We start from the raw sequence: 16,480 nt of genomic DNA on the forward strand, positions 1-16,480 counted from the left end.
GACCATGTCAATTCAAAATTGGGGTATTGTTCTTAACCAGTTTATGCTTATTTTTGAACAAAGGCTCAGATTATAAAATCCAAGCCCTAACTTTTTAACTTACACACTTCGTGGGATAGTGTCAAAAAGTTTAAGCAGTTTCAATATAAATACTCCTGAATACGTCACAAGTTTTACATCTTGATCTTAAATAGCTCGCAGCTCAATTTTCTTTAAGCGAATTTTAAATACTTTATTTCTGAATTATTTTTTTGGGTAGTGAATAACTTTGTTAACTTCAATTGGATTATTTTCTCTTACCATTACTTCTTGTGCCTGTTTCTCAAAGACTTTCAACTGGTCTTTACTTGTAATTTGTGTGCCTCTGTAAAAATACTGTACATCGGGTTGCTTATCAAATTGTAAAGTAAAATCTTTGAATGGCTCATTGAATTTTTCTAACTTTTTTTTCTGAACCATTTGCTCACTGACCTCTAAAGGTTTCGTATCTGCATAGTTTTCTATGAAACCTGTTGTATCATAGATCATATCAAATGACTTTGACTGCAACATGCTATATTTAAATTGACTTTTTGAATCATAAATTTGAAATATTAACCCGGGCAAACCTCTAAACTTATAGGGACCTTCATTAAAAGGAATATCTTTGCAAAACCATGCTGTCCAAAATCTTCCCCCAAAAAATGTAGTGGCTTTTTGTAGAAGATATATATCTGCCATTTTTATTTCATTGCTTAAATTCCATTTCATTGGATCATCAGTTTGATAGACAAACAAATCATCCAAATTTTCGAAATTTTTATTTTTGAAGGAATTACGCTCCCTTGTGATAATATTTTGGAAGCCCCAGGTTCGAAAGCGGGAATTCTGATTAGCTCTATTGATTGAATCCATTCTAAGAAATATGTTTTCATAAAATTTGACATCCTTTGGATTAATATCCAAGACCATGTTGGTTTTAATGTAATCAGTGGAGGTTGAATCTATTTTGAATTGTAATTCGTAAATAAAACGATGAGTCTGTGCGGAAGTAAAAAAACAGCTCATCAATAAAATGAGGAATAGTCGGGTTGACATAATGATTATTGGTTTTTAAAGAATATTTTTAAAATAGGAGAAATAGTTATCGCATTTTATACTATATATCAGACTTTTTATATCTCATTATTCTACGATAAAATTATGGAATTTTTCGATACTGGTACTATTTTACCTGACTCGTATTTTCTTTATAATTATAGTTCACGTTAATTTTAAAACTTATACTATCAACCTCATTATCCACAGATTCTTCATCTGTAAAAGTTGTTTTTATAAATATTTTTCCATTGTTCCCGTAGATTGTTTATAAGTGGAATATTAAAGCATATGGATAAATCATTACTAGAAATAAGCTTAAATTAATTTATTTTTTTGCTTTGTCCACGGCTTTTACTTTTTAAAACAGGAGATCAATAAAAAACCGCCTTTATCAATGATGAGACGGTTTATATATTTTCTGTTTGGCTTTATCAGGATTGATAGCCAAGTAATTTTCTGATCTGGTAGAAAAATCTTTCAATAAGCCTTAGGTCCTGTGTCACAATTTCTGCACTGCCTCTAAGCTCTTTATCGAATGTAAGCGTTTTATTATAGCTTGTTTTTAATCCTTTCGGTAATACGACATCTACATAATAGTTTCCTTTTTCATCAGGAATAAGAGAGATGTTCTGAACCTTTCCTTCTATAATCCCATATTCCTGAAAGCGGTAGTTGTCAAGTTTAATCAATACTTTCTCTCCAGGAGTAATCTTTCCTGAGTTAATAGTAGGAACAGACATTCTGCCTACTAATTTCTCTTTATTCTTTGGAAGGATAGATAAGATAGGTTCACCGCTTTTTACAAACTGATTTTCCCCAAAAAACTGCTGGAAGCTGGCAACGCCATCAGTGGATGATATTACAAGGTAGCTCTGTTCCCATTGTTTTAAAGATTTTCTCAATTGCTCAAATAGCTGCAGAGTCTGCGAAGAATAGGTTATTCTGTCTTTTTCCGTATTAATAGCAGTTCCGCTTCTAGTTTTATTAAGATTGGATATCCCTTCTTCTGTTTGTGATATGGAAATATTGATATTTTCAAGGTTTTGTTGCGCCTGAAGATATTTTATTTTTTCATTTTCAAGTTCCATAGCTGAAATGACCCCCTGATTGAAGAGTTCCTGAGATCTGTGAAAGTTTTTTTTCGTCAGATCATATTTTACAGATTCTAGATTTTTCTGCTGTCTCAGTGTAGCTGCTCGGACTCTATATTCTGAAATACTCTGGTTGGTTGCCAGATTTTCCGGAGCATAAGGCTGTAGCCTTGTGAAAAGCTCTTCATCCTGAAAGGCCTTTGCGAAGCTGTTGTATTCTCCCTGTAACTCTCCCAGTTTGAATTTTCCGGTTTCAGATACAGGAAAGGACCCTAGCTGGTTGGGTGCAGTAGAGTCTACGATCTTTTTTAAGGCTAAAATATCTTTATAATTAGCTGCAGACTGCATCACCATCAATACTTCATTTTTCTTTACTTCCTGATGGTCTTTTATGAATATTTTCTCAATCTTGGAACTGGTTCTGGCCTCTATTTTCTCAGGAGGATTCTGAGAAGTAACGATTATAGGAGCCGGTACAAATTCCGGGTATTTTATAATGTAACTCATCGCAAGAATAAGCAAGAGAATAATAAGTATAATAGAGTTCCCCCAGCGTATCATCCAATGGGGAGGCTGGGTAAGAATATCCTGTACGCTTTCTGAACGGAGTTCAATATTGTCTAAAATGTCTTCTTTCATTTTTCTAAGGTAAAATTTCCCCCAGTATTTCAGGGGGAATATTGTTTAAGCAAATGGGCAATTACCATCATACCATGATGGTGGTGAAGTATCTGCATCCGGTGGACACGCAAGGTGGTGGATGTTACATGGCATCCAGCTGCCCAGACACCAGGAACCACAACAGTTGTTGCCAGGAATTACTACTCCTCCTTTGACAAAAGTCAGATCTTTTCTTGAAAGTTTTTTTAGATTTTTCATAATATTTAGTTTTTAATTTCCTACTCTGTAAGCTTTTCGGATTCCGCTGTATTGATGATTTGGATTAGCTTCCCAATTCAAGTTGATTTCTTACAAGTCTGTAATATTCTCCCCGTAAATCTACAAGTTCTGCGTGGCTGCCTTCTTCTACTACTTTTCCCTTATCCAGCACAATGATTTTATCAGCATGTCTTACAGTGGATAGTCGGTGTGCTATGACTACCGCTGTTTTCCCTTTAAAGAACTGCTCAAGGTTTTCCATGATTACCTTTTCATTGTTGGCATCCAGAGCAGATGTAGCTTCATCAAATAGGATGTACTCTGGAGATTTGTATACAGCTCTTGCTATGAACAATCTTTGTTTCTGACCTCCACTTACCCCTACTCCTTCATTTCCGATCTTGGTATTGTAGCTTAATGGAAGACTTTCTATAAATTCTTTGATATTGGCAATTTCTACAGCCCGTCTCAACTTTTGTTTGTCAATATGATCTTGCCCCACAGCAATATTATTAGCGATGGTATCATTGAATACATAACCTTCCTGCATTACCACTCCACATTGATCTCTCCAAAATCTTGGAGAAACATTTCTGAGATTGGTATTTCCGATTTTAATTTCTCCCTGATCAGGCTCATAAAATTTCATCAGAAGCTTTAATAAGGTTGTCTTTCCACTTCCGCTGGCTCCTACAATAGCTGTGGTCTGCTGATAAGGGATGGAAAGGCTAAGGTTTTCAAAAACAGGAACATCAGATCCAATATACCGGAAAGACATATTGCTGATTTCAATGTCTTTCTGAGGAACGTCTGTAGCATATTGTTCATTTTTATCCTCTTCATCATCTTTATCATGAATCTCACCCAATCTTTCAAGGGAAATTTTAGCATCCTGAGTTTGTTTAATAAAGTCGATAAGCTGTAATAAAGGACTGTTCAGCTGTCCAATGATGTACTGTACCGAAAGCATCATCCCTAAAGTAAGGTTTCCGCTTAAAACAAGTTTAGCAGAAAGGAAACTGACCAAAATATCTTTCATTTGATTAATGAAGTTTCCTCCCACAGACTGCCATTGTTCCAACGAAAGAGATTTTATTCTGATTTTAAAAAGTTTTACCTGTAGAAACTCCCAGTCCCAACGCTTGTGCTTTTCAGCATTATGCATCTTGATTTCCTGCATTCCATTGATCAGTTCTATGACTTTACTCTGTTCCTGCGATACCTGAGAGAATCTTTTATAATCAAGCTCTTTTCTTTTTTTCAGGAAAAAAGTGATCCAGCCAATATAAGATACAGCACCTACCAGATATACAACGAAAAGTCTGTAATCGTAAAGTAGTAGAACAATACTGAAAATAATAAGATTGACCAATGAGAACAGGGTGTTCAGTGAAGAACTTGTAAGTAACTGTTCTATTCTGTGGTGGTCATTAATTCTCTGCATAATATCCCCTGTCATTCTCGTATCGAAGAAGCTTATTGGAAGTCTCATCAGTTTGATAAAGAAATCGGAAATGATGGAGATATTTATTCTGGCCGAAAGGTGGAGCAGGATCCAGCTTCGGATGGTTTCTATTCCCATTCTTCCGAGGAAAAGCATCACCTGAGCAAGCAAAACCAAATAGATAAAGTTAATATCCTGATTCTGAATACCTACGTCTACAATACTTTGGGTAAGGAAGGGGAAAATAAGTGAAAGTAAACTTCCTGCCAATAATCCCACAGCAAGCTGAATAACAAGTGACTTGTATTTAAACAGATACTTGGAGAGAAAAGAAAAGCTGGCTTTACTTTCTTCACCATCGAATTCAGTCTGGAAGAAAGAAGGAGTTGTTTCCAGGATAAGGACAATTCCTTCTTCTGTATTTTCATTGGCATTTTCACCGATCCAGAATTTGATGAATTCTTCCCGGGTATAGGTAATAAGGCCATAACTGGGATCCGATATATATACTTTATTATTTTTATCAATTTTATAAACTACTACAAAATGGTTTTTGTTCCAATGGGCAATACATGGAAACGGAACTTCTTCTGTGAGCGTATTAAAGTCGATTTGGACTCCCAATGAACGGAATCCGAGATTTTCTGCAGCATCACTCAATCCAAGGAGGCTGCTGCCTTCACGTGTTGTCTCAGAAAGGTTACGGATTTGCTGAAGCGAAATGCTTTTTCCGTAATGCTTGCTTACGATCCTAAGACAGGTAGGTCCACAGTCTTTTGTGTCTGGTTGCTTATAAAAAGGAAATTTTTTCAAAATTAATGCTCATTATAAAATGTCGCCAACGGATGACGACATTTTTAATTTTAATTCAATATTCTAACTCAATGAAATGGAAAGCCGATAGCTCCATTTTTTGCAAGCGTTGATTCTTTGTCTTCATATAGATCTTAACAGCTTGCTTCACTCGTAATTTTATCTATTGTTGGGTAATCTGGTGTTTCAATATTTTAAAATTCTCTCTGGTGAATTTCTTTAGATTTTTCATAATAACTGGTTTTTGTTTTTCCTAAGATAGTGAAATTTTTAAACGAGTGAGATTTAATTGTTAAAGGTCTTCATCATCTATTAGTTCATCTATAAAGAAGAGAAGATCTTCACGGTCATATTTATCCGGAAACTGATATCCATTGATAATAAAGATGGGAGTAAAGCTTAATCCGGCATTACTGTTTTCTCTTGACATTTCAACGAGTAGATTCAGGTTTTCTGACGTTGCAGCCCCTCCGGAGAGCGTATTGATCTTACCTTCGTCTTTTGTTTCAAACCATGTCTCTACAGCATTAAGAAAATCTTTTTCATGTTTATGATGATAGATATGTGTAAGGTCAGAAATAAGCTGAGTATATTTCTCGTTGGCTCTTTCCTGAGTATAGTTGAATCTCATTTGCAGAGAGATTTCATTAGGATATTTCTCTAATAAGCCTTCAGCCAGTTTATGAGCATCTTTACAAAAGCCACAGTAAGGATTAGAAACAATAGCAATGCGAAGTTTTGAATCTTTCTTTCCTACTGAAAAAGTATGGGTATCCTGGAATTCTATCTTCTCATTTTGTTGAAGCTGATCTTTGAAAAGCTCATAGTTTCTTTTAAATCTTAGGTTTTTCGCATTAGACTTCTGAAGGGTTTCCTTCTCCTCAAGAATTGTATTGAAATAAATGACAGCCGAGAAGACAAGAGCCCAAAGGATAATTGTCAGTAAAAGAGCTCCAACTCCAAAAGAAAGGTTTTGAAAAAATAGGATACTTAAGATCAGTTGTCCGGCAAGGATCGAAATAATTAAAAGACAAACTCTACAAAATGTTTTTTCTACAAAAGCCTGAATATATACTGAGTACCCGATTGCAATCACTGAAACAAAAGTAAAGCCCTTTACGAGATACGCTGTTGCTGGTAAAAACAGTCCTAATATGGCAAGTCCCACAAAGTAAATCAGGGAAAAATCAGAAAACTTTAATCCCAAAATACTGGTTTTATCTTGCTTAATAATTTTATCACAGGAATTGACTGTCTGTGCAGCACCAGGCGCTCCACCACCACATATACTTCCAATTACAGTAGAAGTATTTCCGAACTTCTGGTTGTAAATCTCCAGTGAAATGTATACACCAGCCAGTGAAAGAAGGTTAAAAACAGCTTCATATATAGTTTGGCTTAAAAAAGAATAGGCCAGAATAACAGCAAAAACACAGTACAGGACAGGTTTAAAATTGAAAGCAAGTTTACTTTCTGCCTTTTCTGCCTTTTCAAATAGAAGTACAAAATCTGTGGACTTATTATAGAGCTCTTCTTTTTCAAAGTTTTTTGCTTTTTCTGAATATACTGAGTAGCCGCTTCCTGATTTTTTTACCAGAGAAAAAGAGTTTTCAACAATGGCAATAAATTCCTCCGGCAGCTCATCCCAATATTCTTTATCAAGCTCGTAGGCATCATTTTTTACCCCCATAAAATTCAAAGTATCACTAAAAGCGAGTGCTGACGGGTAATTAGGATGAGAGTTAAACTGAAAAATGAACTCCTGTTTATCAAGTTTGAGATAGTTAATTAGTTTGTCAAAAATCATGTTAATATTTTTATCTAAAATACACAGATGTTTTAAATATACAAAAATTTTTTTCTTTTATTAGTGAGATATATACACGTATTGATGAATTCGGTTTGACTTTCAGTATTTTATTTTTTAGTGGTGGGTTTGAAAGATGAATTTTTTATATTATAATATTGTATAGCTTTGTGCTTCAAAGGATTTTTAGCCCAATCCTCCCATTTTGTAGTGTATGGATTGTAGCCACATTTTAAAGGTTTAGAAATATCAAGCCTACTTTTATCAGTATGCGTTCTTTCTGTATAAGTGGAGATGATAATGTAACGAATGGTGATACTACTACAAGTATCAATTGTCCTAAGCCAACGAAACCAACGAAACCAACAAAGCCAACTGAGCCAATAACGGATAATGGTGGTAATTGATTAATAATTTTTTAAAATGAGTAAAAGAAAATGGTGTTTGTTTTTTTTATTTTTTTTATTTTATTGTTCTTCTCAGAAACTTTATTTTAAGAAAATAGAACTAGAAAATCCAGATTTTGAAAATAGATTACTTCTTCTTAACAAGGACCTTATAAGGAGCTATAAAGAAAAAGATTCTCTAAAATATCAAGACAATTATTTTAGACTTCAAATGTTGGATAAAGATTATAATGGTGCTATAAAAACTATATATAGTATACGCAATAACTATAAAAATTCATATCCTTATTATTCGAAAATAATAGGTATTCAATTCGAATTATATTTATTAGTTAAAAATGCAACTAAAGCTACAGATATTGAGTCTGCTTACGAAAATATACTTAGAGAAAGGTATAATCAGTTGCCAATACAATCTAGGTATTTGATTCCTGATTCATTTAAGTTTAAAAAAGGCTTTAATAAAAATGAGGTAATTAAAATATTGAGAGACAGTATAAAGAATGATAGTATTTCATTAAAAAATGCAGTTTTATTGTGTAGAAATTATAATACACATATTACTATAGAGAAAACTTTTTCAATAGCAGAAAGAGTTTTAAAAAAATTAGATAAAGAAAACTTTTTAGTTAAGGATAGTATTATTGTTAAAACTGAAAAAGATAAGGAGATTTCCCTTTACTATGTTCTCAATAAAAAAATAGAGCAGCCTTTACCTACAATTTTACATTTTTCGGTTTATTCACGTAATAGCGATTCTCATATCTTGCAATCAAAGATAAGTGCTGACAAAGGTTATAATATTGTGAATGCCTCAAGCAGAGGGGTATCTATGAGTAATGGCACTATTATCCCGTTCGAATTTGAAATAAATGATGTAAACCAAGTAATAGATTGGATTATAAAGCAACCATGGAGTAATGGAAAGGTAGGAATGCTTGGAGGAAGTTATGATGGCTTTAGTCAATGGGCTGCTACCAAAAATTTACATCCTGCTCTGAAAACAATTATCCCATCAGCATCAGTAGGTTTTGGAATAGATTTTCCAATGTTTAATAATAGTTATAGTCCATACATGCTTCGCTGGCTAAGTTATGTGAAAAAAGAAACGGATTATAAACTCTTTAGTGACGAAAAAGAATGGCTATCTGTTTATAATTCTTATTATAAAAGTGGAATAGCCTTCAATAAATTAGATAGCATGTATGGAGGGCAAAATCCTATTTTTCAAGAATGGCTGAAACACCCTTCTTTTGATGTATTTTGGCGATCTAAAATGCCTTACAAAAAAGATTTTTCTAAGATTAATATTCCTGTTTTAACTTTTACCGGATATTATGATGCAGATCAGAGAGGTGCCATGTATTATTTTAATGAACATTATAAATATAATAAAAATGCCAATCATTATTTGGTAATGGGGCCTTATAGCCATGCTGGTGTCGTATCGGGAGTAAGTGAAAATTATAAGGGTTATATGATTGATCCTGTTGCAAATATTGATATAGAAGATCTTTCTTATCAATGGTTTGATTATATTTTGAAAGGAAGTAAGAAGCCTGAATTTCTAAAAGATAAAGTTAATTTTCAAATAATGGGTTCTAATCGATGGATGAGTGCTCCAAGCCTAGATAAAATAACGAGTCGAAAATTAAAGCTGTTTTTTAATAAAACAACACTGCAGGAATTGAAGCCTGAGCCAGGTTTCATTGCCCAAAAAATTGATTTCTTAGAAAGAGAAGACACTTTAAAAAGTTTGGATAGTGAAAAAATACTTGATAATGCAATAGATGAGACGTTCATAAAGTATAAACTTATTTTTGAAAGTGATGCTTTTGATAAGCCCACAGAAATCATTGGGAATTTTACTGGAGAATTAAAGGCCTCTATTAATAAAAAAGATATGGATATTACTATGGAGTTTTACGAAAAACTACATAATGGGCAGTATCTTAAATTATGTCATGATTATTTTGCAAGAGTAAGTTATGCAAAAGATAATACTAAAAGGAGATTGTTAAAACCATTTGTTAAAGAGTCGATTCCAATACATAATACCTTTTCTACGGGAAGAAAGATAGAAAAAGGGAGTAAACTTATACTGGTTTTAGGAATCAGGAAAAGTGCAGATGCCCAAATAAATTATGGAACAGGAAAAGATGTAAGTAGTGAAACGATTGCTGATGCTAAAGAACCTCTGGATATCAAATGGTATACGGATAGTTATATAGAAGTTTCTGTCTTAAAATAATAGAATGTCAAAATTTCCCTATCAATTTTTTGATCAATATATCTTCCGCTCATCGTTATTTGCTCTTCAGGATTTTTTGATAAAGGCTGATCATGATTGTATTTCAGAAAATGAATTGAAAAAGATCTGCTCAGATCCTGTTTTTATGGAAGCCATTTATCTTGCTTCACCTTATTTGCATAGCCAGATTGAAGGATGGGTGAAATCCGGAGTCAACTTTTCATCGAAGAAACAGGAGAAATTAATACAGACCATATTAAAGTACTATAATCGCATAAGTACCCGCTGCACACCATTCGGTTTATTTGCAGGAGTTGGTTTAGGATCTTTTCAGAATAAGAATAATGAACATGTTGATAATACTTACATAAGAGATACCAAATTAGATATGCAATTTCTGGTAGGATTGTCTCAGAATCTAGCTCGTTTATCTTATATAAAGAATAAAATTCTCTATTTCCCTAATAGTAGTATTTATAAGGTTGGACGTCGTATACGTTATGTAGAGTACGAATATTTTAAAGAAAAAAAGCAGTATATTATTTCATCTGCTTATAGATCGAAAGAGTTAGATGATATATTATATTTAGCTAAAGCAGGAAAGAGGATTGATCAGATTGTTCAAATAATAATAAATGATGAAGTCAGCCCTGAAGAAGCAAAAGGATTTGTAGATGAGTTGATTGAAAACCAGATTTTGGTCAGTGATCTGGAACCTAATGTTTCTGGTGAAGAATTTCTAAATATAATAATCACAAAATTGAAGAATATTGAGGCTGAAAAAGAAGTTGAAATGTTAGTTTCTATCCGTAAAAAACTTGAAGCACTGGATTTGAATATTGGGAACCCTGTTTCTTTATATAAAGAAATTGAAGAACTTATTAAAGCCTTAACAACAGATTATGACCATAAATATTTATTTCAGACGGATTTGTATTTTCGGAATGAACATTCTTTAGATTTATATTGGAAGAAAGAACTAAAAAAGGGAATTGCTTTCCTCAATAAGATGACATTATTTAATAAACAGACTGTTTTTGAAAGATTTAAAAAAGCCTTTAGCGAAAGATTCGAAACACAAGAAGTCTCATTGGCTTATGTAATGGACACTGAAATCGGCATAGGCTATAGGCGAGACAGTCTAGGAAACGGATTGGTTCCTTATTTTGATGATTTGAATATTCCGGATGTATCGGTACCCGATATTCATATTTGTTTAAATCCAGTAGAAGTTATTTTAAATCTCAAAATACAGAATTGTTTGTTGGATGGTCTGTGTATAATTCAGCTTGCTGATGAAGACTTTAAACAATTTGAAGAACACTGGGATTATCTTCCTGATACCCTATCTGTAATGTCAGAAATTGTTTCAGAAGCAAATGAAGAAAAACTATTTTTATACGGAGGAGTGAGCAGTGCTGCAAATCTGTCTGCTAGATTCTGTTCAGAAAAATCGAAAGTTAGAAATTTAACAAAATTGATCGCAGACAAAGAAAAAGAACTAGACTCACAAACTATCTTGGCAGAAATTGTACACTTACCTGATGCAAGAATTGGAAATGTGATCCGCCGCCCTCTGCTTAGGGATTATGAAATTCCTTATCTAGCCTCTTCAACATTGCCTATAGAAAATCAAATAGCAATAGATGATTTGTGGATCTCTTTAAAAGATGATAAAATAATACTGCGTTCCCAAAAACTGAATAAGGAGATAAAGCCTCATCTCACCAATGCACATAACTATTCTTGGGATTCATTGCCGGTTTATCACTTTCTTTCTGATTTTTCATTACAGGGAAAACATTCTAACCTAGGATTTCATTGGGGGAATCTTGAGAAGATGTATAACTTTTTACCTCGGGTGGAGTATAAAAATATAATTCTTGCAAAGGCAAAATGGAAAATAAATAAAGAAGATATCAGTTCACTATTACAGTTTATTAATGATATAGGTCTGTTTTTATCTGAAATAAAACAATGGCGTGAAAAAAGAAGAATTCCAAAATGGATACAATGGGTGGAAGGAGATAATACACTAACTTTTAATCTGGAAAATTATGAATGGACAAAATTACTCATTGATACGATAGAACTAAAAGAGTCCATTATAATCGAAGAGTTTCTTTACAATGAAAAAAATGATTTTGCTTATCAGTTTGTATTTTCTCTATATAAAGATGAGTAAATGAAAAAGATTACAAGGAAATTCATTCCCGGAAGCAAATGGCTATATATTAAACTTTATACAGGAATAAAAACAGCAGATATTATTTTAGAGGAGGCTATAAAGCCATTACTAGAACTATTTAAGAATGAAAGCCTAACAGAGAAATGGTTTTTTATCAGATATAGTGACCCCGATCCTCATTTGAGGATACGTTTTGAAATTCCAGAGCCTGACAAGCTTGGCAAAGCTATTGTGTTAATTAAAAATTATTTACAGGAATATATTGATTCAGGAGAAATTTCAAAATTTATAGTGGACACCTATCAAAGGGAGATAGAAAGGTACGGAGAAAATACAATGGAAGATGCTGAGTTATTATTTTGGAAAAGTAGTGTAAGTATACTTCGTGAATATCTTCATTTTGATGATGAGGAAAAAATTATAGTATCTCTTTTTTATATTGATAGAACACTGGAGAGTCTTGGAGTGCCTATTTCGGAGAAACTGAGATGGATCAAAGAATTCAATCTCGCTTTTAAAAATGAATTTAACGCAGATAAAAAGCTCAACAGTCAGCTTGACAAAAAATACCGTAAGTTTGCTCCAAAATATTCTGAATTTGTAAATTCAAATGAATTCTTATACTTTAGGCAGGATATTATTGCTGATGTTTATGATAATGAGAAAATAATACAGAATATTTTAGAACATTATTCTTCATCAGTACAAGATTTTTTTCAAAGCATATTTCATATGCATATCAACCGGATGTTTATATCCAATCAGCGTTTGTTCGAAATGGTTATTTATGATTATCTTTTTCGGCATTATAGAAAACTTGCTTTTAAAAATAATTTGAAAGAAAATAAATAGTGACAGTAGCTTTTGTAAAGTTGCTGCTATATAAAATACCCATTTCTTTAGATAACAAAAAAGCCAGAATATTATATCTTAAATCTATTAATTAAAAAATCTGATTTTAAAAATATTTTTAGCGTAATGAATAATAACTCTAATTTTCTATTCATTAAAAGTATAAGATAACAGGAATATTTTGTTTTCAATTAAGTGCCCTTTTTTTTGATCTTTTTGTATCATAAATGGACTTTAGCTATAATTTTATTGTAATGTTAAGGTGCTGATTATGATGAGTGATAGCGGGAGTTGAACTCAAAAAAACTCAAGAGAACTTAAAAAATCATAAAGTTTTCATAAAGTTTTAAAAAAGAAAAGAAATGTTTTTGTAATTATAAAATATATCGTACTTTTACATCGCCTTGAATGAGGGAACAAGTCAAGGTAATAAATTTTTTTTCATCATTTGTGTTTTTAGAATCGTATCGCCTGATACGATTCTTTTTTTATGCCTATTGAAGATCAATCATAAAGATTTCAGGCCAGATGTCTGTATAGAGAAATATGAGAAATATACCCAAAGGCGAAATAGGAGTTATATCTGAAATTATGCTGTTTTTGTAACCAAATTAAATAGGATTTTGTTTGATTAGAGCAGAATTGTAATTCTAATACTTTATTTTGAGAAAGTAAATGAAATTTCTTTTTAGGAGAAAAGATTTATAAGACATTTATTATCTTAAAAAATACCAGCAAAATAATCTTTACAGATAAAATAAAATTCAAGATGCAGAGTTTCTGGAGTATTCGCCAAAAGTACTATCGTCTTCTATTTTTCGTAGTTTAAAAGAAGATCTATGAAGTAAGAATAAGTGACTGATCCTTCTTGCTGGTTACTTTTAAGGAACAGATTGTTAGTATATCCAAAAAAGTCATCCAGCCAGCCCTGATGACTGTAGACAAACTTTTTTTCATAAGCGCGGTCCCTTTTCATCCCTGGAGAATAATGGGTAAGAACAGACTTTACAAATTCCGGATCATCTTCTACAATGAATCTTAAAAGACTTTTTAAAGTAAAGTATTCAGTGCTGTATCTCAGATCCATATTACTGGAATGAACACCTATCAAATATCCTACAAAGTTAGCTTCCTGTTCTCTGGCAAAACCCAGCTGGTGAGAACTTTCATGAGCTGTAGTAAAGGGAACGAAAGTGGCAGGCAGTTCAGAGTTGTACTGTGCTTCGGCGGTAAAAGGATTATAGTACCCCAGAATTCCTGTAAAGCTCATGACATTTTTAAAGAGACTGGGTTTAATGGATAAAACCTGTGATACCTTCTTATTTGAAATAGAAGAGGGTAATTTAGTCTGTTGTTTTAAAATTTCCTTTTGTACAGCGTTCAGACTGGTAATGAGGAATACGCCTTGTTGATCTTCACGTACAGCAGCCCTTGTTATTTTACATTTTTCAAGGTAACGGATTGCAAGTTCTTTTGCTTTATCGATTTCCGGTGAATCCTGACTTGAAAGTTTCTTGATAATCGGAGTCTGAAAATATAACATTCCCCAGAAGATCTGATAAGTGAAGTAAAAGATATTAATGATGCTCAGAATCTTTACAATAGCATTGTTTCTTTTGCTTTTCTTGAATATTGCTGTAAGATAATACAAAAGAAAGATACCCAATAGTATATATATAGCATCTCCCATAGAAAACGGGATCCAGCTGAACAGCAGCTGATGAGCGGTTTTCTGAAACTCAAAAAAGCTTTCAAAAAAAGAAACCATTAGCCGTGATTTCGAAAAACAATAAAACAAAAGAAATTGGGCAAGTAATAAACCTGCCCAAAATCTCTTCTTCTTATATATATGTAGTATATTTTTAGTGAGCACCTTCGGATTCTAAAACGTCAACGTTAATTCCTTGTCTAAATAAAGATTTTTTAGCCAGATATGCAAATAAAGTAATATACACAAAGCACAATACAGGAATAATGTATGAGCTGTGAATACCAATAATATCAGAAAGTTTTCCCTGGAGTGGCGGAATAATACCTCCTCCCAAAATCATCATTACCAGAAAAGCAGATCCCTGCGCAGTATATTTTCCTAATCCTGTGATGGCTAGTGTGAAAATAGAAGGCCACATAATACTGCAGGCAAGTCCTCCGGAAAGGAATGCGTAGATTGCAAAATTACCGGTAGTAAGCAATCCGGTGATCATAGCCGCTGTGCCAAACAATCCGAAAATAATCAATGTAACAGCAGGTTTATTTTTACTGATTAAGAATAATATAACCTGAATAGCCACACAAATTGCATAGAAGTAAAGGTGGGACATATCTTTCTGAGCCAGTGTATTGATCCCGATAATAACTGAAAAAGCAATAAAAGGAACAATAATAGTTGCAATGGTCTGCTGCTGCTTATTCAAATTGAAAACTGCAATAGCACCCGTCCATCTTCCGATCATTAAACTTCCCCAATACATTGAAATATAGGGAGCCAGGTCAGAAGACTGATGGCCGCCAAATTCAGGCATACTTAAAAGCTCTCCAAGGTTGCTTCCTATAGCCACTTCCACCCCTACATAAGCCAAAATAGCGATCATTCCCAGAACAAGCTGTGGATATTTCATCGCTCCCCAGCCTTCAGAATCTTTTTTAGCGCTGGTATTAGCGAAAATAAGGCATATTATTACTGAAAGCAAAGCTCCCCCAAGGTAGAGCATTCTTGTTTTCTCTAATGGATGCTTTACGGTTTCCAGTTCAATTTTTTTCTTAGCAATCTCTTTCTGATAGGTATCAATGGTTACTGTGTTTGTTTCTTTTTCCGAAGTTTTTTCCAACATTGTTATTTCATTACCCAATGTTTCAATGGTTTTTGCTTCTTCAGAATTGTAGCTGTTGAATACCGGAATAAAGAAAAGAATGACAAGTATCGTCATTGCAATCAATGTTTTTCTGGCTTTTCCAGCTTTTTCCATAGGTTCAGTAGAAATGCCGTCCGGAAGTTTTTTTGAAAAATAGAAGACTCCGGCAGCAATCAGGAAAAGCGCACCTACCGCTGTATACAGTAAAATAACCTTATCCAGAGCAAGATGTTTGATCTGATCATCATCTACAGTAGCAGTTGTACCGAAAAGAGCCAGCCCAACGATAATAGGTCCGATGGACGTTCCGAAAGAGTTGATTCCTCCTGCTAGATTCTGTCTGCTCGCTCCGGTTTTAGGATCTCCTAGCAGGACGGCAAAAGGATTCGCAGCAGTCTGTTGAATAGAAAAACCCAATGCCACTACAAAAAGCCCTATAAGCATTCCGTAATATACATTACTTTTGACAGCAACAATCATAATAGCGGCACCAATGGCGGAGAGCAAGAGGCCGTAAACAATACTCTTTTTATATCCCCATTTGCCGATAATATCAATTCCTTTTATCGTACTGGCTATGAACAGCAGCAGTGCTCCCAGGAAGTAAGCAGTATAAAAAGCAAAATCTATTAACTGTGACTGAAACTGGTCGAGAGAAAAATAGTTTTTACAGAATGGGATGAAAATACTATTGCCGGCAGCAATAAAACCCCAGAAAAAAAATACAAGTACAAGTGTGTACAATGCCGGGTAATTAGTCGGCTGGTTGGTTTTTGACATAATTTATTGAAAATTTCGCAAACAAATATAATTAAT

Annotated in this window: 10 protein-coding genes; 3 read left to right on the top strand and 7 right to left on the bottom strand. The window is 33.5% G+C overall.

Annotated elements, in window-relative coordinates; genetic code table 11:
* Positions 1 to 243: 243 nt before the first annotated feature.
* The 5 genes from AC27VX_RS22685 to AC27VX_RS22705 form a co-directional block, all read right to left on the bottom strand.
* Complete coding sequence (locus tag AC27VX_RS22685; protein ID WP_488698169.1) at positions 244 to 1,077, bottom strand: GLPGLI family protein; 834 nt, start codon at positions 1,075 to 1,077, stop codon at positions 244 to 246.
* Positions 1,078 to 1,511: 434 nt separating this feature from the next.
* Positions 1,512 to 2,810 (bottom strand): HlyD family secretion protein, encoded by a 1,299-nt coding sequence (locus AC27VX_RS22690; protein ID WP_236857303.1) that lies wholly within the window; start codon positions 2,808 to 2,810, stop codon positions 1,512 to 1,514.
* 45 nt (positions 2,811 to 2,855) lie between these two features.
* Positions 2,856 to 3,050: a hypothetical protein gene (locus tag AC27VX_RS22695; protein ID WP_236857304.1), complete on the bottom strand. Its 195-nt coding sequence runs from the start codon at positions 3,048 to 3,050 to the stop codon at positions 2,856 to 2,858.
* 64 nt (positions 3,051 to 3,114) lie between these two features.
* Positions 3,115 to 5,307, bottom strand: a complete 2,193-nt coding sequence (locus AC27VX_RS22700) for a peptidase domain-containing ABC transporter (RefSeq protein ID WP_236857305.1) — start codon at positions 5,305 to 5,307, stop codon at positions 3,115 to 3,117.
* Between the two features lie 292 nt (positions 5,308 to 5,599).
* Positions 5,600 to 7,114 carry a vitamin K epoxide reductase family protein gene (locus tag AC27VX_RS22705; RefSeq protein ID WP_488698172.1) on the bottom strand — a complete coding sequence of 505 codons (1,515 nt, stop codon included), beginning with the start codon at positions 7,112 to 7,114 and terminating at the stop codon, positions 5,600 to 5,602.
* Between the two features lie 423 nt (positions 7,115 to 7,537).
* On the opposite strand from AC27VX_RS22705, the gene AC27VX_RS22710 reads away from it, so the two are divergent.
* The 3 genes from AC27VX_RS22710 to AC27VX_RS22720 are packed head-to-tail and all read left to right on the top strand — an operon-like array spanning position 7,538 to position 12,812.
* Positions 7,538 to 9,772: a CocE/NonD family hydrolase gene (locus tag AC27VX_RS22710; RefSeq protein ID WP_236857317.1), complete on the top strand. Its 2,235-nt coding sequence runs from the start codon at positions 7,538 to 7,540 to the stop codon at positions 9,770 to 9,772.
* A 4-nt stretch (positions 9,773 to 9,776) separates the two neighbouring features.
* Positions 9,777 to 11,957 (top strand): lantibiotic dehydratase family protein, encoded by a 2,181-nt coding sequence (locus AC27VX_RS22715; RefSeq protein WP_488698174.1) that lies wholly within the window; start codon positions 9,777 to 9,779, stop codon positions 11,955 to 11,957.
* Positions 11,958 to 12,812, top strand: a complete 855-nt coding sequence (locus AC27VX_RS22720; protein WP_236857319.1) for a thiopeptide-type bacteriocin biosynthesis protein — start codon at positions 11,958 to 11,960, stop codon at positions 12,810 to 12,812. It abuts the gene before it with no gap.
* 811 nt (positions 12,813 to 13,623) lie between these two features.
* On the opposite strand, the gene AC27VX_RS22725 is transcribed toward AC27VX_RS22720, so the two are convergent.
* Together AC27VX_RS22725 and AC27VX_RS22730 are read right to left on the bottom strand one after the other, a co-directional pair.
* The gene (locus AC27VX_RS22725; protein WP_300691349.1) at positions 13,624 to 14,580 is read right to left on the bottom strand and encodes a DUF3810 domain-containing protein; all 957 of its coding nucleotides are present in this window, start codon (positions 14,578 to 14,580) and stop codon (positions 13,624 to 13,626) included.
* A 94-nt stretch (positions 14,581 to 14,674) separates the two neighbouring features.
* Positions 14,675 to 16,444 carry an MFS transporter gene (locus AC27VX_RS22730; protein WP_488698177.1) on the bottom strand — a complete coding sequence of 590 codons (1,770 nt, stop codon included), beginning with the start codon at positions 16,442 to 16,444 and terminating at the stop codon, positions 14,675 to 14,677.
* Between the last annotated feature and the right edge of the window lie 36 nt (positions 16,445 to 16,480).

The sequence above is a fragment of the Chryseobacterium sp. 14P4.3.2 genome (genome assembly GCF_057799275.1).